This window comes from uncultured Bradyrhizobium sp., from assembly GCF_964252615.1.
Taxonomy (GTDB): domain Bacteria; phylum Pseudomonadota; class Alphaproteobacteria; order Rhizobiales; family Xanthobacteraceae; genus Bradyrhizobium.
This window is the reverse complement of the sequence record NZ_CAXUNQ010000016.1, coordinates 68,211-88,041: the sequence shown is the minus strand read 5'-3', so window position 1 is coordinate 88,041 and position 19,831 is coordinate 68,211. Positions and strand designations below refer to the sequence as shown.

General features: G+C 61.0%; 24 protein-coding genes and 1 tRNA gene. 17 read left to right on the top strand and 8 right to left on the bottom strand.

Features of this window, described 5'->3' with window-relative positions:
- Window positions 1–195 precede the first annotated feature (195 nt).
- Window positions 196–453: a hypothetical protein gene (locus ACFE72_RS11355; protein ID WP_375413190.1), complete on the bottom strand. Its 258-nt coding sequence runs from the start codon at window positions 451–453 to the stop codon at window positions 196–198.
- Between the two features lie 271 nt (window positions 454–724).
- Here ACFE72_RS11355 and gatC point away from each other — a divergent pair, with 271 nt between their 5' ends.
- From gatC to ACFE72_RS11315, 8 genes are all read left to right on the top strand, one after another.
- Window positions 725–1,012 carry an Asp-tRNA(Asn)/Glu-tRNA(Gln) amidotransferase subunit GatC gene (gatC, locus tag ACFE72_RS11350; protein ID WP_375413189.1) on the top strand — a complete coding sequence of 96 codons (288 nt, stop codon included), beginning with the start codon at window positions 725–727 and terminating at the stop codon, window positions 1,010–1,012.
- Window positions 1,013–1,041: 29 nt separating this feature from the next.
- Window positions 1,042–1,260: a hypothetical protein gene (locus ACFE72_RS11345; RefSeq protein WP_375413188.1), complete on the top strand. Its 219-nt coding sequence runs from the start codon at window positions 1,042–1,044 to the stop codon at window positions 1,258–1,260.
- Entirely contained in the window at window positions 1,257–2,735 is a 1,479-nt protein-coding gene (gene gatA / locus ACFE72_RS11340) for an Asp-tRNA(Asn)/Glu-tRNA(Gln) amidotransferase subunit GatA (RefSeq protein ID WP_375413187.1), read from the top strand. The genes ACFE72_RS11345 and gatA overlap by 4 nt, the downstream gene beginning before the upstream one ends.
- Window positions 2,736–2,817: 82 nt before the next feature.
- On the top strand, window positions 2,818–3,915 hold the full coding sequence (locus ACFE72_RS11335; protein WP_375413186.1) for a histidine kinase dimerization/phosphoacceptor domain -containing protein: 1,098 nt from the start codon (window positions 2,818–2,820) through the stop codon (window positions 3,913–3,915).
- A gap of 81 nt (window positions 3,916–3,996) precedes the next feature.
- Window positions 3,997–4,296 carry a hypothetical protein gene (locus ACFE72_RS11330; RefSeq protein ID WP_375413185.1) on the top strand — a complete coding sequence of 100 codons (300 nt, stop codon included), beginning with the start codon at window positions 3,997–3,999 and terminating at the stop codon, window positions 4,294–4,296.
- Window positions 4,293–5,771 carry an Asp-tRNA(Asn)/Glu-tRNA(Gln) amidotransferase subunit GatB gene (gene gatB / locus ACFE72_RS11325; RefSeq protein ID WP_375413184.1) on the top strand — a complete coding sequence of 493 codons (1,479 nt, stop codon included), beginning with the start codon at window positions 4,293–4,295 and terminating at the stop codon, window positions 5,769–5,771. Before ACFE72_RS11330 ends, gatB begins: the two co-directional genes overlap by 4 nt.
- 672 nt (window positions 5,772–6,443) lie before the next feature.
- Window positions 6,444–7,043 (top strand): hypothetical protein, encoded by a 600-nt coding sequence (locus tag ACFE72_RS11320; protein ID WP_375413183.1) that lies wholly within the window; start codon window positions 6,444–6,446, stop codon window positions 7,041–7,043.
- Between the two features lie 71 nt (window positions 7,044–7,114).
- The gene (locus tag ACFE72_RS11315) at window positions 7,115–7,381 is read left to right on the top strand and encodes a hypothetical protein (RefSeq protein WP_375413182.1); all 267 of its coding nucleotides are present in this window, start codon (window positions 7,115–7,117) and stop codon (window positions 7,379–7,381) included.
- Window positions 7,382–7,472: 91 nt separating this feature from the next.
- Here the strand turns inward: ACFE72_RS11315 and ACFE72_RS11310 are convergent.
- Both ACFE72_RS11310 and ACFE72_RS11305 read right to left on the bottom strand, forming a co-directional pair.
- Window positions 7,473–7,566: transfer RNA gene (locus tag ACFE72_RS11310), tRNA-Ser, on the bottom strand.
- Window positions 7,528–7,854, bottom strand: coding sequence for a hypothetical protein (locus ACFE72_RS11305; RefSeq protein ID WP_375413181.1), 327 nt, complete (start codon window positions 7,852–7,854; stop codon window positions 7,528–7,530). The genes ACFE72_RS11310 and ACFE72_RS11305 overlap by 39 nt, the downstream gene beginning before the upstream one ends.
- Window positions 7,855–7,865: 11 nt before the next feature.
- Between ACFE72_RS11305 and ACFE72_RS11300 the strand changes: the two genes are divergently transcribed.
- Window positions 7,866–8,153 (top strand): hypothetical protein, encoded by a 288-nt coding sequence (locus ACFE72_RS11300; RefSeq protein WP_375413180.1) that lies wholly within the window; start codon window positions 7,866–7,868, stop codon window positions 8,151–8,153.
- A 332-nt stretch (window positions 8,154–8,485) separates the two neighbouring features.
- On the opposite strand, the gene ACFE72_RS11295 is transcribed toward ACFE72_RS11300, so the two are convergent.
- Window positions 8,486–8,683: a hypothetical protein gene (locus tag ACFE72_RS11295; protein ID WP_375413179.1), complete on the bottom strand. Its 198-nt coding sequence runs from the start codon at window positions 8,681–8,683 to the stop codon at window positions 8,486–8,488.
- Between the two features lie 329 nt (window positions 8,684–9,012).
- Here ACFE72_RS11295 and ACFE72_RS11290 point away from each other — a divergent pair, with 329 nt between their 5' ends.
- The 3 genes from ACFE72_RS11290 to ACFE72_RS11280 all read left to right on the top strand — a co-directional run bounded on the left by ACFE72_RS11290 (window position 9,013) and on the right by ACFE72_RS11280 (window position 12,223).
- Entirely contained in the window at window positions 9,013–10,617 is a 1,605-nt protein-coding gene (locus ACFE72_RS11290; protein ID WP_375413178.1) for a porin, read from the top strand.
- A 325-nt stretch (window positions 10,618–10,942) separates the two neighbouring features.
- Window positions 10,943–11,209, top strand: coding sequence for a porin (locus tag ACFE72_RS11285; RefSeq protein ID WP_375413177.1), 267 nt, complete (start codon window positions 10,943–10,945; stop codon window positions 11,207–11,209).
- Window positions 11,210–11,245: 36 nt separating this feature from the next.
- Window positions 11,246–12,223 (top strand): formylglycine-generating enzyme family protein, encoded by a 978-nt coding sequence (locus ACFE72_RS11280; RefSeq protein WP_375413194.1) that lies wholly within the window; start codon window positions 11,246–11,248, stop codon window positions 12,221–12,223.
- Between the two features lie 101 nt (window positions 12,224–12,324).
- Here ACFE72_RS11280 and ACFE72_RS11275 read toward each other — a convergent pair whose 3' ends face one another.
- Together ACFE72_RS11275 and ACFE72_RS11270 are read right to left on the bottom strand one after the other, a co-directional pair.
- Window positions 12,325–12,471, bottom strand: a complete 147-nt coding sequence (locus tag ACFE72_RS11275; RefSeq protein ID WP_375413176.1) for a hypothetical protein — start codon at window positions 12,469–12,471, stop codon at window positions 12,325–12,327.
- A gap of 58 nt (window positions 12,472–12,529) precedes the next feature.
- Complete coding sequence (locus ACFE72_RS11270) at window positions 12,530–14,728, bottom strand: transglycosylase SLT domain-containing protein (RefSeq protein ID WP_375413175.1); 2,199 nt, start codon at window positions 14,726–14,728, stop codon at window positions 12,530–12,532.
- A 211-nt stretch (window positions 14,729–14,939) separates the two neighbouring features.
- On the opposite strand from ACFE72_RS11270, the gene dapA reads away from it, so the two are divergent.
- From dapA to ACFE72_RS11250, 4 genes are all read left to right on the top strand, one after another.
- Entirely contained in the window at window positions 14,940–15,830 is an 891-nt protein-coding gene (dapA, locus tag ACFE72_RS11265) for a 4-hydroxy-tetrahydrodipicolinate synthase (protein WP_375413174.1), read from the top strand.
- Window positions 15,831–15,887: 57 nt separating this feature from the next.
- The gene (gene mscL / locus ACFE72_RS11260; protein WP_375413173.1) at window positions 15,888–16,301 is read left to right on the top strand and encodes a large conductance mechanosensitive channel protein MscL; all 414 of its coding nucleotides are present in this window, start codon (window positions 15,888–15,890) and stop codon (window positions 16,299–16,301) included.
- Window position 16,302: 1 nt separating this feature from the next.
- Window positions 16,303–16,776: an SsrA-binding protein SmpB gene (smpB, locus tag ACFE72_RS11255; RefSeq protein WP_375413172.1), complete on the top strand. Its 474-nt coding sequence runs from the start codon at window positions 16,303–16,305 to the stop codon at window positions 16,774–16,776.
- Between the two features lie 85 nt (window positions 16,777–16,861).
- Window positions 16,862–17,440 carry a peroxiredoxin gene (locus ACFE72_RS11250; RefSeq protein WP_375413171.1) on the top strand — a complete coding sequence of 193 codons (579 nt, stop codon included), beginning with the start codon at window positions 16,862–16,864 and terminating at the stop codon, window positions 17,438–17,440.
- A gap of 107 nt (window positions 17,441–17,547) precedes the next feature.
- Here ACFE72_RS11250 and ACFE72_RS11245 read toward each other — a convergent pair whose 3' ends face one another.
- Window positions 17,548–18,243 (bottom strand): uracil-DNA glycosylase, encoded by a 696-nt coding sequence (locus tag ACFE72_RS11245; protein WP_375413170.1) that lies wholly within the window; start codon window positions 18,241–18,243, stop codon window positions 17,548–17,550.
- Entirely contained in the window at window positions 18,221–18,850 is a 630-nt protein-coding gene (locus ACFE72_RS11240) for an NYN domain-containing protein (protein WP_375413169.1), read from the bottom strand. Before ACFE72_RS11240 ends, ACFE72_RS11245 begins: the two co-directional genes overlap by 23 nt.
- A 344-nt stretch (window positions 18,851–19,194) precedes the next feature.
- On the opposite strand from ACFE72_RS11240, the gene rpoZ reads away from it, so the two are divergent.
- Window positions 19,195–19,587: a DNA-directed RNA polymerase subunit omega gene (gene rpoZ, locus ACFE72_RS11235; RefSeq protein ID WP_024512695.1), complete on the top strand. Its 393-nt coding sequence runs from the start codon at window positions 19,195–19,197 to the stop codon at window positions 19,585–19,587.
- Window positions 19,588–19,831: the final 244 nt, after the last annotated feature.

Here is a 19,831-nt window from a genome sequence, read left to right as displayed (position 1 = left end):
CGCAGCGCGCAGCCCTTGCGGAGCGGTGCGCTGCAGAGCCGGGGTCCCGGTTGTTTGCGACGCGAAGAAACCGGGGTTTCGGTTGTTGCGGCTGCAAAGGAACCGGGGTCCCGGTTCTGCGAAGCGGCATGAAGAATGCCGCATCGCGCCCGGGACACGGGGAGGTCGTCATGGCCGGGCTTGACCCTACTGGATTCACACATCTGTTCTGAGTTTCCAGCCGCGGAGCATGGCATTGAGGGACTGCAGTCCGTGCATCATCACGACAGGTCCGGGTTTGCCATAGTACCCTGTCCAGCCGCCAAGGCGGGCGCAGACCCAACTGGCGTAAGCCAGCGATCCTTTGGGATGCGGATTTTTCTGCTTGTCGGTCTTGCCCTGAAGGCTTTGGCAGATTGCTTCCAGCGCGGGCTGGTCTTGCGGGTCGATCGCATCCTGTAGCGGCCGCGCCAATGCACCGGCGTGACATCGTCCGGAGGATCGACTTCCCGCGCCTCGACAAGGGTAAGCGTAACGTTCGGGATGTGTGCATCCAGTAGGGCCTGACCCGGCAACCTTCCCCCTCGCACGGACTTTTGCGAAGATGGATGGATATGCGGGCCGCGCCCGCGTAGGACGAGATGCGTGAATCCGGGCTAGGCGAACTTGCGACATGATCGCGCGGTTGCGGCGTGAAAGCTGCATCTGCTATACGGCGGGCTGATTGCCGCCAGAGGCTCATGTCATGTCCGTCGATGCCGCCACCGTTCGCCGTATCGCGCATCTTGCGCGGATCGCCGTTGCCGAGGACGAGGTTCCTCACCTGCAAGGCGAACTGAATGCGATGCTGGCGTTCGTCGAGCAGTTGTCGGAGGTGAACGTCGAGGGCGTCGAGCCGATGACCTCGGTGACCCCGATGGAGATGAAGAAGCGCGCCGATGTCGTCGATGACGGCGGCATCGCCGAGGAAGTGGTCAAGAACGCGCCGGCTACTGAAGATCATTTCTTTCTGGTGCCCAAAGTCGTCGAATAATTAATCCGGATAGTGAGGCGGAATCGCCCATGTGCATGCTTTGCGACGATGAAAAGGCTTATCAGGCCTACATGAATTATCTCGACGCGATGGAGCGTCAGGGCAAGGTCGCCGATCCCGGCAAGGCGATGGATGTCGTGCTTGATCAGCTTGAAGCCGCAGATAAAGCGAAAAACAGGATGGTCGGCGACGACCCGGCCAACGACAAGACACTGTCGCCATTCTTCTGCAGCCCGGTCAATAAATGACGGATCTGACTTCGCTGACCCTCGCCGAGGCCCGTGACGGCCTCGCGGCAAGATCGTTCACGTCGTCTGAGCTGACGAACGCGTACATCACGGCGATCGAAGCGGCGCGCGCGCTCAACGCGTTCGTGCTGGAGACGCCGGATCTGGCCCGGACCATGGCGCGCGAGGCTGACGTCAGGATCGCCAGGGGCGAAGGCGGGCCGCTGGGCGGCATCCCGTTGGGGATCAAGGACCTGTTCGCTACCAAGGACGTGCGCACCACCGCGTGCTCAAAAATTCTCGGCAATTTCGTGCCGTCTTATGAATCAACGGTAACCTCGCAGCTATGGCGCGACGGCGCCGTGCTGCTCGGCAAGCTCAACAATGACGAGTTCGCCATGGGCTCATCGAACGAGACCTCGTGTTTCGGTCCGGTCGTCAATCCGTGGCGCCGCGACGGCTCGCACACCAGCCTGGTGCCGGGCGGTTCGTCCGGCGGATCGGCGTCGGCGGTGGCGGCGCGATTGTGCCTCGGCGCGACCGGAACCGATACCGGCGGTTCGATTCGCCAGCCTGCTGGGTTTACCGGCATCGTCGGCATGAAGCCGACATACGGTCGCTGTTCGCGCTGGGGGATTGTCGCGTTCGCGTCCTCGCTCGATCAAGCCGGACCGTTCGCCCGCACGGTGCGCGACACCTCGATCCTGATGCGCTCGATGGCCGGGCACGACCCAAAAGACACCACGTCGGTCGATCGCGCGGTGCCGGACTTTGAAGCCGCGATCGGAAAATCCGTCAGGGGCATGAAAATCGGAATTCCAAAGGAATACCGCCTCGACGGCATGCCCGATGAAATTGAAAAGCTGTGGAGCCAGGGCGCCGACTGGCTGAAAGCGGCGGGCGCGGAACTGGTCGAGGTGTCGCTGCCGCACACCAAGTACGCGCTGCCTGCCTACTATATCGTCGCACCTGCCGAGGCATCGTCGAATCTGGCCCGCTATGACGGCGTCCGCTACGGCCTGCGCGTGCCCGGGCGCAACATCATCGACATGTATGAAAAGACCCGCGCGGAGGGTTTTGGCGTGGAGGTCCGCCGCCGCATCATGATCGGCACCTATGTGCTCTCGGCCGGCTATTATGACGCCTATTATTTGCGCGCGCAGAAAGTGCGCACCCTGATCAAGAAGGATTTTGAGGACTGTTTTGCTCGGGGCGTGCACGCGATATTGACCCCGGCGACCCCGTCGGCGGCATTCGGCATCGGCGAAAAGGGCGGCGCCGATCCGGTGGAGATGTATCTCAACGACATTTTCACCGTGACCGTGAACATGGCGGGGCTGCCGGGAATCGCCGTTCCCGCGGGCAGAGACGTTCAAGGCCTGCCGCTCGGGCTGCAACTGATCGGGCGGCCGTTCGACGAGCAGACGTTGTTCTCGCTGGCTGAGGTGATCGAACAAGCGGCGGGGCGGTTCACGCCGCCAAAATGGTGGGCATGAAGTTCCATTCGACCGCGGCTGCTTTTGCATTGCGTTTTCCGCGCCGCTTCGCCATGCTCGAATCACGGGGGATTTCATGAGTATGAGCGGTGACGACGGCATTCCGTCCTCCCACCAGGTCGATCAGATTCTGGCATCGTCCAAGCTCGCCATGGCGATCGAGAACGACAAATACAAACATCTGCTCGACCACGCGCCGGTTGCGGTCGCGGTATCGCGCGGTTCCGGCGCGGAGCAGCAGGTCGTCTACGCCAACAAGGCGTTCGAGGGATTGCTGTCGCTCGCGCATGCCGACGTGGATGGCCAGAGCTGGCTCTGTCTGGACGGCTTTCTCAACGAAGACAATGCAAGCCAAACTCTCGGCGAAGCGATCCGCGACGGCGAGGATTTCATCGGCGTGTTCCGACCCGCGCAGCCGGTTGACCGTCTCGTCATCGTGCAAGCCTACGCCTCGGTGATCGAGAGCGACGACGGTATCGAGAATTTCCGGATCGCGGCGCTGGTCGACGTTGGCGGCCGGGAGCGGGCGCAGATCGAGCAGTTCGAGAACCAGATTCGCGATCGCGACATGCTGATGCGCGAACTGCAGCACCGGGTAAAGAACAACCTGCAGCTGGTCACCGCGCTGGTGCGTCTCGAAGCGCGGTCGGCGGTGGAGGGCGAGTCGGTGGCGCTGGGCCGGCTGGCAAGCCGCATCGACGCGCTGGCGGTGTTGTACCGGATATTGTCGGCGGAAAACACGTCGGCAGACATCGATCTCGGCCAATATCTGTCCGATATCGCCACCGCGGTGGTGCAGGCCAGCGCGATGCCCGGGGTAGCGATCGATCTCCAGGTCGGCTACTGCCCGCTGTCGATCAATGTTGCGATGCCCGCCGGGCTGTTGGTCAACGAAATGCTCACCAACGCACTGAAGTATGCCTTTGTCGGACGCAGTACCGGTCTGTTGAAGCTGATCTGCAAATGCGAGAACGGTCGCGTATCGGTAGTCGTATCCGACGATGGCGTGGGCCTCGGCGAAAGTCAGGAATGGCCGTCGCCGCGAAAGCTCGGGGCGCTGATCCTGCAGACGCTGCGGGAAAACGCCCAGAACGTCGTCTTCCGCGCCGAGAGCCTGCGCGGCCAGGGCACCTGGTTCACGCTGATGTTCGATGCGATGCCGGGGTCGGCACCGAATTAGCCTGTAATCCGCCGCCGGGTGCTCTTGGAAACCGGGCGCGAAAGGCTTATTCAGGCGCTCGCCGCTGAACGAACCTTCTCCATGATCATGGCCGACTTCAAATCCAGCCTTTCAGGCCCGGCACCCGCGCCCGGCGTTGCGCCGCCGCTTGCTGCATTGTGGTGGGCCGCCAAGGGTGACTGGGGCAAAGCGCACGCGATCGTCCAGGACGAGGAGGGTGCGGAGGCCGCATGGGTGCATGCCTATCTGCATCGTGCCGAAGGCGATCTCGGCAATGCCGGCTACTGGTATCGCCGGGCCGGCAGGCCCGTCGCCAGCGGTCCGGTCGAGGCCGAGTGGGGACGGATCACTGCTGCATTTCTCCAAGGTGAGCAAACATGAGTACGGCAAACGCGAAACTCATAAAGGGCGCCACCGGCGACTGGGAAATGGTGATCGGGCTGGAGGTCCACGCCCAGGTCACGTCCAATTCCAAATTATTCTCAGGCGCCTCGACCCAATTCGGCGGCGATCCCAACAGCCATGTCTCGCTGGTCGATGCGGCGATGCCGGGCATGCTGCCGGTGATCAATGAGGTCTGCGTCCGCCAGGCAGTGCGCACCGGCCTCGGCCTCAAAGCACAGATCAACTTGCGTTCGGTATTCGACCGCAAGAACTATTTCTATCCCGATTTGCCGCAGGGCTACCAGATCAGCCAGTACAAATCGCCGATCGTGGGCGAGGGCGAGGTCATCGTGGATCTCGAAGGCGGCGAGAGCATCCGTGTCGGTATCGAGCGGCTGCATCTGGAACAGGATGCCGGCAAATCGCTGCATGACCAGGATCCGGCGATGTCGCTGGTCGATCTCAACCGCTCCGGCGTCGCGTTGATGGAGATCGTCTCTAAGCCCGACATGCGCTCGTCCGAGCAGGCACGGGCCTATGTGACAAAATTGCGGGCGATCCTGCGCTATCTCGGCACCTGCGACGGCGACATGGAGAAAGGCAGCCTGCGTGCCGACGTCAATGTGTCGGTGCGAAAGCCCGGCGATCCGCTGGGCACCCGATGCGAGATCAAGAACGTCAATTCGATCCGCTTCATTGGTCAGGCTATCGACTACGAAGCGCGGCGCCAGATCGGCGTTCTGGAAGACGGCGGTTCGATCGACCAGGAAACCCGGTTGTTCGATCCCGCCAGGGGCGAAACCCGGTCGATGCGCTCGAAGGAAGAGGCGCACGATTATCGCTATTTCCCCGATCCGGACCTGTTGCCGCTCGAGTTCACGCAAAGCTTTGTCGACGCCTTGAAAGCCGAACTGCCGGAATTGCCGGATCAGAAAAAGCAGCGCTTCATCGGCGACTTCGGCCTCACCTTGTACGATGCGAGCGTGCTGGTCGGCGAGCAGGAGAGCGCGGATTTTTACGAGGCCGTGCTGGCAAAGCTGGCGGACCGGACCCGCGACGGCAAGCTAGCCGCCAATTGGGTCATCAACGAACTGTTCGGCCGGCTCAACAAGGAAGGCCGGATCATCGCCGCGTCGCCGGTGTCATCGGCACAACTTGCCGACATCGTCGATCTGATCGGCGAGGGCACCATCTCCGGCAAGATCGCCAAGGACCTGTTCGAGATCGTCTGGCGGGAAGGCGGCGATCCCCGCGCGCTGGTTGAAGCCCGCGGCATGAAGCAGGTCACTGACCTCGGTGCGATCGAAACGGCGGTCGACGAGATCATCGCCGCACATCCCGACAAGGTCGCGCAGGCGCGGATCAAGCCGCAACTCGTCGGCTGGTTTGTCGGCCAGGTCATGAAATCGTCCGGCGGCAAGGCCAACCCACAGGCGGTGAACGATCTGCTGAAATCGAAACTTGGGTTCTGAATATCGCGTAAGCACGCATCGGCCGTTCGCAACGCCGGGCGATGCATCGCGAGAGAGAACGCGCGCCCCGCGAATCGGTCGGCGGCGATTCGCGCAAAAATCCGGTTTTGGCGAGCGGTGATGAGATGCGAAGCGCCTTTCGCTGAAAATTTATTCGTTGCCAAAAACCGCGACTCAGAGTCCACGCGAGCCGCGTTCGATAGGCCGCGACGAGTCGCGACGGCGTCTGCGACGCGTGGAGCGCGTTATGAACGAATTAATAAAACATCTGCGGCGCAGGGGCTTTCGGCAATCTTGACATTTGCCGATGTATGATTTTCGCGCACTATTCGCATCGCCGCTAGCGTACATTGTCATGTTGTCGTTGAGCGCGTGCGGCGCGTGCCGACGTTGCTGCGTCAACACTTCCTTAAGCGAGACGCTGTTTTTTCTAATGTGTTGGTGTATTCGGGATGCAGTGCATATCGATTCCCGAATGCACGCAGCGACTAAGCCATCTCACTACCAATAGGAGGGCAACATGGCCAAGAAAGCTAAGAAGGCAAAGAAGGCGAAGAGCGCAGTGAAGAAGACTGCGAAGAAGGTCTACAAAAAGAAGAAGAAGTAATCTTGCCTGAAAAAGAATTGCCGGCGGTCTGATGCCGGCGACGTCGCGAGAGCCGTCAGGACGGTTTGCTTCTCGAAGCGAATTTAAAACCGGCGGCTCTGGTCGACGAAAGAGGGTGTCGGCGAGACATCAGGTCAAACGGTTGGGCCGCACTTTCGACAGGGTTAGCCCCGACGAAAACCGCCCGGCAGAAGAAAGAAGTTTTCTTCATCGGTGCGGATCCAGAGGTCCGCAATTTCACCGGCGGCCTAAAGCCTCAGGTGAGATTTGGTCCTGACGTGTTCGCCGACGCCCTCGTTCCCCGCCGGCGCGCTATTGCCCGCGTTCGGATCTTCTCAAAATCCTCGACATGCCGATTTCGACCGCTCACCGCTTTCAAGCCGGGGGCCGCCAGCGGTGTTGCACTTAGCGATTGCTGGATTTCCGACGTCCTGACCCACGATGCTTCGCGCCGTTGCTGCAATGGTTATCGCTTTGCCAAACGGCAGGGTAAATCGAATTCCGCAAATCCCGCGGTAATCCAGCAAACGCGCTGTTTTTGCGAAGCTGCGATCAGCGCGGTGCAGATCCCGTTCAGATTCGATTCATCGCGATGCTTAAACTGCTCTTCAAATTTGATCGGTCATGATCATCCCAACAAGCCGCGCAGAACGCGGTGGGGATAACGGGACGTTCGACAAGTGGACAGGAGCCGCGCCCGGAAAAGGGAGCGGCAAGAATAAAAAGGATCGATGACATGTTTCAGGGACACCTTAATCTGGATACCGCGATGCCGGTGGAAGCCGGTGCGAACGGCGACGTGCTGTTCGACCTCGGCATGCTCTATGCGAGCGGGCGTTCGGGCGTGGTTGATCTGGTGGCGGCGCACAAATGGTTCAATCTGGCTGCCCTCAAGGGCCGCGTCGATGCGATTGCGCTGCGCCGCGAGGTTGCCGAGATGATGTCCGACGTCGAGATTGCCACGGCGCAACGCGAAGCCCGCGCCTGGATGACGACGCACTAAGGTGCATCGCGATTTGCACAGATCGCCGACGGAATGTTTCGCTCAGTTCGAGCCATCCGCCGGCGCCGCTTCGCAGCGCAAGCGATGACGGTGGCGGAGCCGGAGGGATTCGAACCCTCGATAGGGCTTTACAACCCTATAACGGTTTAGCAAACCGCCGCCTTCAGCCACTCGGCCACAGCTCCGGTAGGCTGGATATGCCCGACGCGGTGGCTAACCGCAAGCGGCGAAGGACTGAAATAGCATAAATGGACAAATGGAGGCATCGGCCGGAACGGGCCGACCGCCGGGTCTACTTTAGGCGGCGGATGAACTGATATCATCTGTGCGACACGACGAATGATCCGCTCAAGACGGCGATCTATCCGCCGCTGCTTGCGATCCAGATATCGGCGACGTTCGGCGCAGGCGTGCAAATCCGAACCCTGGCTGAACCGGGCGCCGTTCAGGCCGCGCGTATTGAAGAGATTCACGAAGCGGCAGCATGAGTCGCCTCGCCGAGCGCGCGATATTGTCGTTTGCGCGCTTCGTTTCCAAGGAGATGGGTTGCCGGGTCGCCGGCCATTCTTCTCCACCCATGCCCGGCGGCGCCGATCAGGAGATCACGCGCTGCTCTTCACCCGCCGCGCAGGAATTAGCACACTCGCGGAGCAGGCTCATCCCGATGGGGCGGGTGCGGCAGATCCCACGGTATCTCTCGGCGCTGACCGAAGCGTCCTTGCCCAGAGGCACGATCGACAAGGTCGGCGGCGATGCGGACATGAGATTCTAGAATGCTGCCGATCTAGGCGTCTCTTGGCTGATCGGAGGCCAGCGCTGCAACGGCTGGTTATATAAAGGATGGGCAGCGGGGAGATGCCGGAAAATTCCCATGATGGCCTCTCGTTCAAGGACCGGGTCGCAGGCCGGATGTCTGCCGACCGGCGGCGACCTGCCGCCCGGAAACACGTTGAAGGAACGGCACATTACGCTGGTGCGCCAAATACGGCGCTATCAGACGGAACCACAATGGCTGCCGTAACGGCGCGCGAACATGGAACCGGTCCGCGTCGCAGTTGCCGTCATCATGCGAGTATCAAGGCGCGATGCAGATCGCTTAACGCCTCATAAACCTTTGATGTTGGCTTGGCGCGTGTCGAAAAGTTGTGTTGATGCGGCAAGTTCCGAAAACGCATGTGAGATAACAGAATCGCCGACGTCCACGGTCGATTCGGCGCGGAAACACGGCGCGGCTGGGATCGACGTGGACAGGCAGTGCCCACGCGCTAATCCATCGCCATAAAGGAACTTTTTTAAATTCATAATTCAATCAATCGGTTACAGGGAGACCTTGATCACGGTTGCGTGTTATTTGTGCAACACCTTTTTGAAAACGGCTCAAACCGGGCCCTTCTGCGTCGTTCTGTTGTTGCGTGTGCAGAGGTGTTCAGGGATGTTGATCAGGCGACGGAGGGGGGCATCCCGAGGTCGTCCCGTTAAGTGGTTCGCTTAAGTCCCTCGCGTTGATGCGGGTGTGTCCGAAGAACGCGAAACGACTAGGCGGTTTTTTAAGGGATTAAGGGAACCAACCTTAGGGTGTGTCGCACCCAGCGGATCCGGAACCTTCCCAACAGAGCAACTTGGAGGTTAACATGAAGATGGTTAAGAGCCTTATCCTCGGCTCAGCGGCGGGTCTTATCGCCATGAGCGGAGCCCAGGCAGCTGATCTTCCCGTCAAGGCCAAAGCGGTCGAGTACGTGAGGATCTGCTCCCTTTATGGTGCTGGTTTCTGGTATATCCCGGGCACCGACACCTGCATGAAGATCGGCGGCTATCTGCGCATCGATACCACGTTCAATGGCGGTATCTATGACCAGCCAGCGTGGGCTGGTGATCTCGGCCAGAACAACCGGTACGTTGATCACATCAACTCCCGTTCCCGTATGGCGCTGACGGTCGATACCCGTACCGCCACCGAGTATGGCGTTGTTCGCACGTTCGCCCAGGGTGACTTCCAGTTCAACAACTTCGGCAGCACCAGCCCGACGACTCTCGGCACTCCGTTGAACGTTGGAGCGACTACCGGGATCAGCGGTTCGCTGCTGAACAATCCGGGCGGCGGCTATGTCGCGGTCGAGTTCGTGTTCATCCAGTTCGCAGGCTTCACCTTCGGTAAGTCGGCTTCGGCTTACGCGACGCCGTGGCATGGGTATCCGGGCAACAACTCGTCGTTCTTGCTCGGCGGTCATGACACCGTCACCGGCGTGAACAACATCCAGTACACCGCGCAGTTCGGCAACGGCGTGTCGGGCACCATCGGTCTTGATGATCCGACGGTCTTCAACCGTACCACCCTGGCCAATCTTGGCGCCGGCTTAGCACTTACTCCTGCCGGTGCGTCGTTTGGTGGAGGCACCGCGTCGCTTGCTGGCGTCAGCGGGTTCGGCGCAGGTACCCAGGGCTATGCGGGCTGGTATGCTCCTGACGTCGTCGGCAACATCCGTGTCGATCAGGCTTGGGGTCTGTTCCAGATTTCAGGCGCCTTGCATGAGGTTCGCGCAGCCTACTTCGCACCGTCCGGCACTGCCGGCGCTGAGTTGACCGGTCACCCGGAAACCAAGTGGGGCGGCTCGGTGATGGCAGCCTTGCAGATCAAGAACATCCCCACCGGTCCGGGCGATGACATCAAGATCGACGCGAGCTGGTCAAAGGGCGATACGAAGAATGTGATCTCGACCAGCGCGGCCTCGCCGAGCTTCCTGATCTACGGTGCGGCCAGCGGTGTTGGTGCGAGTGCCGGCTATGACAGCATCGGCTTCGGCGCAACGACGGACGGTACCTACCTTTCCGTCGCGGCAGGCGGTGATGGAACGATCCATCTGACGGAAGCCTATGGTGTCCGCGGTGCGTTCAACCATAATTGGGATCCCTACTGGTCAACGAGCCTCTTCGGCAGCTATGCGAGCGTCAGGTACGACAACACCCAGACGGCAAATATCTGCTCGAGAATCGCGATCACTCCGCTTGCTGGTGCAACTTGCGATCCGGACTTTAACGTATCGCAGCTCGGCGTGGTGACCCGCTGGACTCCTGTCAAGAACCTCACGTTCTCGGCGGAAGTGCAGTGGTTCCACCTCGACCAGAAGTTCTCCGGTCTGGCAACCTTCGCAGCGAACGGGCCGAAACCCGCCGCCGTGTATCAGTTCAAGGACCAGGACGCCTACTCGCTCAACGTCCGCGCTCAGCGTAACTTCTGATCGCATCGTCGAGCCATTGTCCAACAGACCCCGGCAGGAAACTGCCGGGGTTTTTTGTGCAGGAGCACACAGCATTCTCGGGCTGCGCCCAGTCCTGCAGTTCACGCGTGCGCTGCCGCGATCGAGGATTTGCTGATCAGCTCCGGCGCTGCTTTTGATGGCTGGCGGGTCAAGCCGGAGCAGTGATGATGAACCGTTCCACGATCCGTTGCGCGAAATACATAAGCCGACAACGCAGCTCCGTCACGGCGCCGTCATCGGAAACGGGCCGGTCGCTGCGTAAGATGCTAGCTTGACCGGCGTATCGTGGAGTCGGAAAATTTACATGAACGTCGTCATTGGCATGATCCTGCGCTCCGCTGCAAGTCTTCTTGCCATTGCCGACGCGCAAGCAGCGGATCTTCCGGTCACGGTCAAGGCGGTCGGATATGCGCGGATCTGCCCGGCTGACGGTGCCGGGTTCTGGTACATCCCCGGCACACAATTGGGATGCGCACTGGTCGTCGAGCCTGGCGCGGCGCAAGGCGCACGCTACGAATTCAAGGACCAGGACGCGGTATCGCTGCAGCTTCGCGCGCAACGTAACTTCTGATCGGCTGTGCGCACAGTTCAGTTTGACAACGACACCGTGGACGCCAAAGCCGGCGAACGCGCTGGTCATGCCGGAATGATTCTGATTCCCGGCGGCACTTTCCGCATGGGATCGGACCAGCACTACCCCGAGGAAGCGCCGGTTCATCGCGTCAGGATCGATTCGTTTTTTATCGATCGCACGCCGGTCACCAACCGGCAATTCAGGGAATTCGTGAAGGCCACCGGTCATGTCACCTTTGCGCAGATTCCTCCCGATCCGAGGGATTATCCCGGCGCGCTGCCGCACATGCTTTACGCCGGTTCGCTGGTGTTCACGCCGCGATCAGGTCCGGTCGATTTGCGCAACTGGGGAGAATGGTGGGTTTTCCTGAAAAATGCCGATTGGCGGCGCCCCTATGGTCCGACCAGCAACATCGACATGTTGGACGATCATCCGGTGGTGCATGTTTCATTCACGGACGCGCTGGCCTATGCGCGCTGGGCCGGAAAGGATTTGCCCACCGAGGCAGAGTGGGAATACGCTGCGCGCGGCGGAATGGACGGCGCCGAATACGCCTGGGGCGACGAGTTCACGCCGGGCGGCAGGCACCAGGCCAACACCTGGCAAGGCGAGTTTCCGCGGCAGAATTCGAACGACGACGGTTTTGAGCGCACCTCGCCGGTCACCGCGTTTCCGCCGAACGCTTATGGCGTTCACGACATGATCGGCAATGTCTGGGAGTGGACGTCCGACTGGTATTCGCAAAAGCACGATGCCGACGCGCCGAAGACGTGCTGCATTCCTGAAAATCCACGCGGGGGCGCCGAAGCCGCAAGCTATGATCCCTGTCAGCCGAACATCAGAATTCCGCGCAAGGTAATCAAGGGCGGCTCGCACCTCTGCGCACCGAACTATTGCCGGCGATATCGGCCTGCCGCGCGCCACGCCGAGGCGATCGATACGTCAACCAGTCATCTCGGATTTCGCTGTGTGGTCCGAATTGCGAAAACCGCGCCGCAATCAATGTCGTAAAACGGCAGGGTAGTTCATATTGCAAAAATCCCGATTTTGTCATTTGGAAAAGGCAAATGCGGTTCAAGCCTTGATCATCGCTTGCCCCGCTTGAATGGCACTCAATAACCCGGCTGCGCATGCTCTACCGGTTCGGCGCGACTGGCCGCAATCGGCTTGTCAGTGAGTTCCGGCCCAGGCGCCAATTGACGGTTGAAGTAGTTGATCCAAACTTTTTGACCAATGCCGCGACGTTGCCGCTCGATCAATTCACATCAGTTAACGATGCTTGGCCGGGTGAACCAAGCAATTCAGGAACGTAATGCGTTATTCCACGACCGCACCGGCCGCGCCGCGGTGCAGGTCGGCCTCGATCTGCAGCCGCGATCCGCCGCCGAAGCGCGCGCGGTAGACCTGCAGGTTTTCCATGATCCGCTGCACATAATTGCGGGTTTCGGAAAACGGGATCTGTTCGACCCAGTCGACGGCATCGACCTTGGGATTGCGCGGATCGCCATAACGTTCGATCCATTTCTTCACGCTGCCGCGGCCGGCGTTGTAGGCTGCGAAGGTCATGATATAGGAACCGCGATAATCCTCGATCAGGCCGCCGAGTTCGGCGGCGCCCAACGCGGCGTTATACACCGGATCGCTCTTCAGGCGGCCGAGATCGAAATTGGCTCCGTATTTCTTGCAGACGTAGCGGCCGGCGTCGGGCGTCACCTGCATCAGTCCATAGGCTTGCGCCGGCGAAACCACGGAAGGATTGAACGCGCTTTCCTGCCGTGCGATCGCAAAGACGATGCTTTGCTCGACGTCGGGGCCGATCGATTTGAATGGCGGGATCCCGATCACCGGATAGGCGTAGAAATCGAACGGCAGGCCGCGATTGAGCGCAGCCTTGCCCATCAGCAGCATGCCGCGCGCGTCGCCATTGCGTCCGGCCAGTTCGCCCAGTCCCAGCAGTACGTCCGGATCGCCGTTCTCGCCCATGTCGCCGAGAATCGGAATCGCGATCTCGCGCTCGTCCAGCGCGTAGAGAAGCTGGACCGCGCGAACGACCTCGAGCCGCTCGACGCCGCGCGAACGGCTTGAGGGAACGCCGTTCAGTTCGATTTGCGGCAACCCGAGCTTCGCCCGCGCCAATTGGCCGTAGTAGCTGGTTGAGTGTTCCGCCGCCGCTGCGTAGGCGGCACGGGCATCCTGGGCGCGGCCCGAGGCCTCGGCGGCGCGGCCCTGCCAGTAACCGGCGCGCGCCAGCGCGGTCGGGTTGACGCTGCCTACGCCGATGCGGGCAAAATGCTGGGCGGCGGTAGTGGGGTCGTGCAGGAAGCGCAGCGCGATCCAGCCCGCGGTGAATTCCTGCTCGGTCTTGTAGATGTCGCGCGCGGGAAGTGCCGCGTCGCGGGCGATCAGGTAGGCGCTACGATGCTCGCCGACGTCAAGCATCTTGCGCGCCAACAGCCGCCGTTCGACCCACCATTCGTCGAGATTGTACAGCCTGTTCGGATCGCGCGGCGCGTTAAGCATCAGTTGCGCGGCTTCCTGAAACCTGTCTTCGCGGCGGAGCAGCTGAATCCGTGCGAACATGTAGCCTGGGTCGCCGTGCAACTCCTGCGGCACTGCATCAAGCAGGGCTTTTGTATTGGGCGCTTTCCGGTATGCCGCGTTGCGGGCCTTGGCAAGGGCGACCTGACCGATCCGGTTCGCCGCGCGCATTCCGGCGTCCTGCTCGCTGCCGTAAAGCATCGAGTCCATCCGCGCTTTCTGGTCGCCCGGAGTCAACAACGCACCGAACAGATCGAGCGCGGTTTCTTCGGTGTCGGAGGACATCGAGTCGAACCGCCACGCGTCGCGCAGCAGCCGTTCGGCGCCGGTTCGATCGCCGCGCGCGATCAACGCCTTGGCAAGCGTGAATTTGCCTTTGGCCGACAGCGGTTTCTCGTTTGCGAACCACGCCATCACCGTGGCGTCGTCACGATGATCATCCCACAGCGCTGCTTCGATCCGCCTGCGCAAAAATGTCTGCGACGGCCAGCTCGGATTGGCATCGATGAAGGCGCGATAGCGCTCTACCGATGCGCCATTGTTGTCGCTGCGCAGGATGATCCATTCGGCAAGCTTTCGCGCGACCGGATCGGATATCGATGCGGCGGCCTGGGTTGCATCTGCCGGCTTGTGATTGCGCACCAGTTCGATGACATTTGCCACCACGTCGGCATCGGCCTGCGGTGTCGATGACGTGGCTGCCATCGCCGGCGGCGGCGGTTTTCGCGCGGGCGGCAGCACCGCATGCTGCCGGGTGGCAGGTTGAATCACAGGTGCCGGGGTAGCGGCGTCGGCGGGCTGCGCCGGCGGCCTGGTCGCGACCGTGATCCTGGGTATGACGTTGCGCGCGATCGGTCGGGGCTTCGGCAGCGGAACCGTGGCTGCGGCCTCTCGGGCGGATACCGAGAGCCCGACGGCCAGCACCAGGCTTGCCAGGGCGGCGGATCGGGGCGCTTTCGCACGGGCAAATGGCGTCACGGCTCTCTTTCGCAGCGAATCAAGCAATCGGGGTCGTCCTAGCTGTATTTCACTGATTATGTAGACAAAATACTAATTTCGCCCGGGAATCGCCCACGGTCTGCACCACTACCACGGCAAAATCGCGGCTAACGCCTGCAGGCTCGGGCCTTTCGCCATGCCGTCAGACCCGGTATGAATTTGACCTCTATTCATGCGTGCGGAGGAAGCCATGGCAGCCGAGACAAAATTCCGGGGGTCTTTGACCGCCTTGGTCACGCCGTTCAAAAATGGTTCGCTCGATGAGGCCGCCTTTCGCGGACTCATAAGCTGGCAAATCGAGCAAGGTTCGCATGGTCTCGTCCCGGTCGGCACCACCGGGGAGAGTCCAACCCTTAGTCATGAGGAGCATCACAGGGCCGTCGAGTTGTGTCTTGACGAAGCCAAGGGGCGCGTCCCGGTGATCGCCGGAGCCGGTTCGAACTCGACACGCGAGGCCGTCGATCTGGCGGTCCACGCCGAGAAGGCTGGTGCCGATGCGGTGCTGGTAGTGACGCCTTATTACAACAAGCCCACCCAGGAAGGGATGTACCACCACTTCAAGGCGGTGAACGATGCGATCGGCATCCCGATCATCATCTACAATATTCCGCCGCGCTCCGTTGTCGATCTGTCGGTCGAAACCATGGCACGGTTGTTCGAGCTGAAGAACATCGCCGGCGTCAAGGACGCCACGGCCAATCTCGCCCGCGTGTCGCAGCAACGCCACGCCATGGGTCCGGATTTTATCCAGCTGTCCGGCGAGGACATGACGGCGCTGGCCTATATGGCGGCGGGCGGGCATGGCTGCATCTCGGTCGTCGCCAACGTGGCGCCAAAACTGTGTGCCGATCTGATGTCCGCCGTCCTGAAGGGCGATTACGCCACCGGCCTGAAGATCCAGGACCGGCTGACGCCGCTGCATGACGCAATTTTCAAGGAGCCGGGGCTTGCCGGCGCCAAGCATGGCCTCAAGCTGTTGGGCCGGCTGGAGGAAGAAGTGCGCCTGCCGCTGATGGCGGTGACGCCGCCGACCGGCAAGGTAATCCGCGATGCCATGGTGCATGCCGGGCTGCTCAATTAAGGCCGCCGCTGCCGTCACGACCCCCCGGTACGCGGGGTTGAAGCGAAGGGACTGCGGATGCTGAAGGAATTTCGCGAATTCGCGATGAAGGGCAATGTGGTCGATCTCGCGGTCGGCGTCATCATCGGCGCCGCATTCGGCGGCATCGTGACCTCGCTGGTCGGCGACATCATCATGCCGATCATCGGAGCGATCACCGGCGGCCTCGACTTTTCGAATTATTTCACGCCCCTTTCGACCAGCGTCACGGCCGCAAATCTCGCCGATGCGAAGAAACAGGGCGCGGTGCTGGCGTGGGGCAATTTCCTGACGCTGACCATCAATTTCATCATTATCGCTTCCGTGCTGTTTCTGGTGATCCGCGCCATGAACAAGCTCAAGCGCAAGGACGAGAAGAAGCCGGAACCGGTCGGACCCAGCTCGGAGATCGTGCTGCTGGCCGAAATCCGCGACCTGCTCAAGAAAGCCTGACGTGGCGGCAAAGAACGAGCGCGCCATCAAGGTAGTCGCCGAGAACCGCAAGGCGCGGTTCAACTATGCGATCGAGGACACCATCGAGGCCGGCATCGCGCTGACGGGCACCGAGGTCAAGTCGATCCGCAATGGCAAGACCACGATCGCGGAATCCTACGCCGATTCCAAGGGCGGCGAGATCTGGCTGATCAACGCGAACATTCCCGAATATCTGCAAGCCAACCGCTTCAACCACGAGCCGAAGCGGCCGCGCAAGCTGTTGCTGCATAAAAAGCAGATCAACAAACTGATGGGTGCGGTCGACCGCGACGGCATGACGCTGATACCGCTCAAACTTTATTTCAATGAGCGCGGCCGGGCGAAGCTCCTGCTCGCGGTGGCGAAGGGCAAGAAGCTTCACGACAAGCGCGAAAGCGAAAAGAAGCGCGACTGGGGCAGGGAGAAGGGACGGCTGCTGCGGGCGAGGGGATGACGAAGGCGTAACCCGCGTTCAGCAACCGAGCGCGGTGGATTACGCTTCGCATCCACCCTACAAAGGCGAAGACGAGGATGCCGCGATGAATCAAAAAAACCTGCTTGAGGTCGACTGGAGCAAGATCCCGGCGCCGACGGACGACGGTGCTGCCGCTCATCTGAAAGGCATGACGATCCCGGCGATCGACCTGGTTGCGACCGACGATAGCTCGGTGACGCTGTCGGCGCTGCCCGGACGCACCGTGCTGTTCGCCTATCCGCGCACCGGCGAACCCGGCAAGATCAGCCTCGTTGATGACTGGGACATGATACCCGGCGCGCGCGGATGCACGCCGCAGACCTGCGCGTTTCGCGATCTCCACGCGGAACTCAAAGCCGCGGGCGCGGCGCATGTGTTTGGACTGTCGACCCAGAGCAACGCCTACCAGACCGAGATGGCCTCGCGGCTGCATCTGCCGTTTCCGGTTCTGTCCGATGAAAAACTGCTGCTCACGCGGGCGCTGGATTTGCCGACCATGGACATTGCGGGACTGACCATGATCAAGCGGCTGACGCTCATTATCGACGACGCCCGCATAACCCACGTGTTCTACCCGGTGTTTCCGCCGGATCGCAACGCGGCGGACGTGCTGGAATGGCTGAAGGAAAGTCCGGCTTCGTAGGCGGTTAGCGAAGCGCAACCCTCCGGTCGCGAAACGGGCGCGGCGCGTGGCGGATTACGCTTCCGGCTTCGCTCGTTGAACTACGGCGTATGGAGTCGCTAATTCCCTTATGATCGTAGGAGTTCCAGATCCGCACGAACCCGCGCGAATACACTGCGAAACATCTCCGGCGTCAGCACCCCCGTATTCGTATTGTATCGCGAGCAATGATAGCTGTCGTACAGGCGGAGCTTACCGGCCTGATGCACGGCGCCGTGCGAAAATGGCGCCAACGCCGCGCGAAGGCCCAAGGCTTTCACCGTCGTTTCATGCGCCACGCGCCCGAGCGCCACGATGGCGCGCAGCCGCGGCATCGCCGCCAGGGTGGCGGTCAAAAACTGCCGGCAGGTGTTGATCTCGACCGGCAGCGGCTTGTTCTGCGGCGGCACGCAGCGCACCGCATTGGTGATCCGGCAATCGACCAGCATCAATCCGTCGTCGGGCCGCGCCTGATAGACACCCCTGGCAAAGCCATATTCCAGCAGTGTCGCGTACAGCAGGTCGCCGGCATAATCGCCGGTGAAGGGTCGCCCGGTGCGATTGGCGCCTCGCATGCCCGGCGCCAACCCAACGATCAGCAGGGCCGCGCTGGGATCGCCGAACGAAGGTACCGGCGAATTGAACCAGTCCGGTTCACGCGCCCGAGCGGCCTCGCGAAAGCCCGCGAGCCGTGGACATAATGGACAATTGCGATCGGGGTTGATGCGGATACCGGGGGCGGATGCCGGTCTAGCCTCGTCCTCAGTCGTCGAAATCGTCGTCATCGCCTCGTGGCGCCATGGTCGTGGCACGCTGCAGGAACTGCGGCGCATGGTGACGGGGCTCGCGCGGCGCCGGACGTTCCGATGGATCGCGGCCGAGCTTGGGCTGCAGTTCCACCAGATCGGTGAACACGTCGGCCTGACGTCGCAACTCGTCGGCGATCATCGGCGGCTGGCTTGATATCGTGGAGACGACGGTGACGCGAACGCCGCGGCGCTGCACGGCCTCGACCAGCGAGCGGAAATCGCCGTCGCCTGAAAACAGTACGATCTGGTCAACGTGCTCGGCGAGTTCCATCGCATCGACCGCCAGCTCGATGTCCATATTGCCTTTGACCTTGCGCCGCCCACTGGCGTCGATGAATTCCTTGGTCGCTTTGGTGACCACGGTGTAGCCGTTGTAGTCGAGCCAGTCGATCAGAGGCCGGATCGACGAATACTCCTGATCCTCGATAATCGCGGTGTAATAGAAGGCGCGCACCAGGGTGCCGCGGCTCTGGAATTCCTTTAGAAGGCGCTTGTAATCAATGTCGAAGCCGAGCGTCTTGGCGGTCGCATACAGATTGGCGCCATCGATGAAAAGCGCGATCTTGTTGGAGACAGGTGACATAAGTTTCTCACGGTTGTTGTTGCTATAGCGTTTTCTTGGCGCGGCGGCAGCGTCCGCGCATTCCAAAGAACTTGGCTGCCTGATGGACGGTCAACCGGACCAGACACCACCGTCGATAGAGTGAGGCAAAAGCTTCAGGTCGATACTAGGTCAAGCAATGAAGCGAATTCTTGTCCGAGAGGCTGTTTGGACGAGTCTCAGGGCACCCGGTCTGCAGATTCAGATGGGTTAGCAGAGCGTTCTGACGAGGCCAAATTACAAATTTGGCTTGCGAAATACTCCCAGTCGCTATACCTACCGCGCATAATCAACAAATTCGATCCCATTTTACGGAGCGACGGTCGATGGCGCGCGTCACGGTAGAAGATTGTATTGATAAGGTCGACAACAGATTCGATCTGGTCCTTTTGGCGGCCCACCGCGCCCGTATGATTTCGTCTGGGTCACAACTTACAGTTGACCGTGATAATGACAAGAACCCAGTTGTATCTTTGCGTGAAATTGCGGATTCGACCATCTCTCCGGAAGATTTGCGGGAGGAACTGGTCCATTCCTTGCAAAAGTTCGTCGAAGTCGACGAACCGGAACCCGATACCGTGCCTTTGATCGGCTCAGCCGGCGCCAGCGTGGATGCCGATGATACCGAGGTCGCGGTCGAGCGGATGACCGAGGAGGAACTTTTGAAGGGCCTCGAAGGCTTGGCGCCTCCGGAAGAGCAGCCGGAAGAAGACGAATAATATCAGGCCCAAGGCGGTTATGACGTTTCGAAAGCCCGGACCCGCAGGTCCGGGTTTTTGCATTTATGAAGAAAATTTAATGTATGATGGCGGTCCTGCCCGGAACATGGGGTCAATGCGGCCCCCAGCATCGGAAAGCTCGAAATCTTGAGCGAATTCAGACCGGATTCCGCTTCCCGCACGCGCGCTCTGGGGTACATTGGCGATTGTAAGCGGGCGGACTCGGACCGCGGATGAAGGCAGC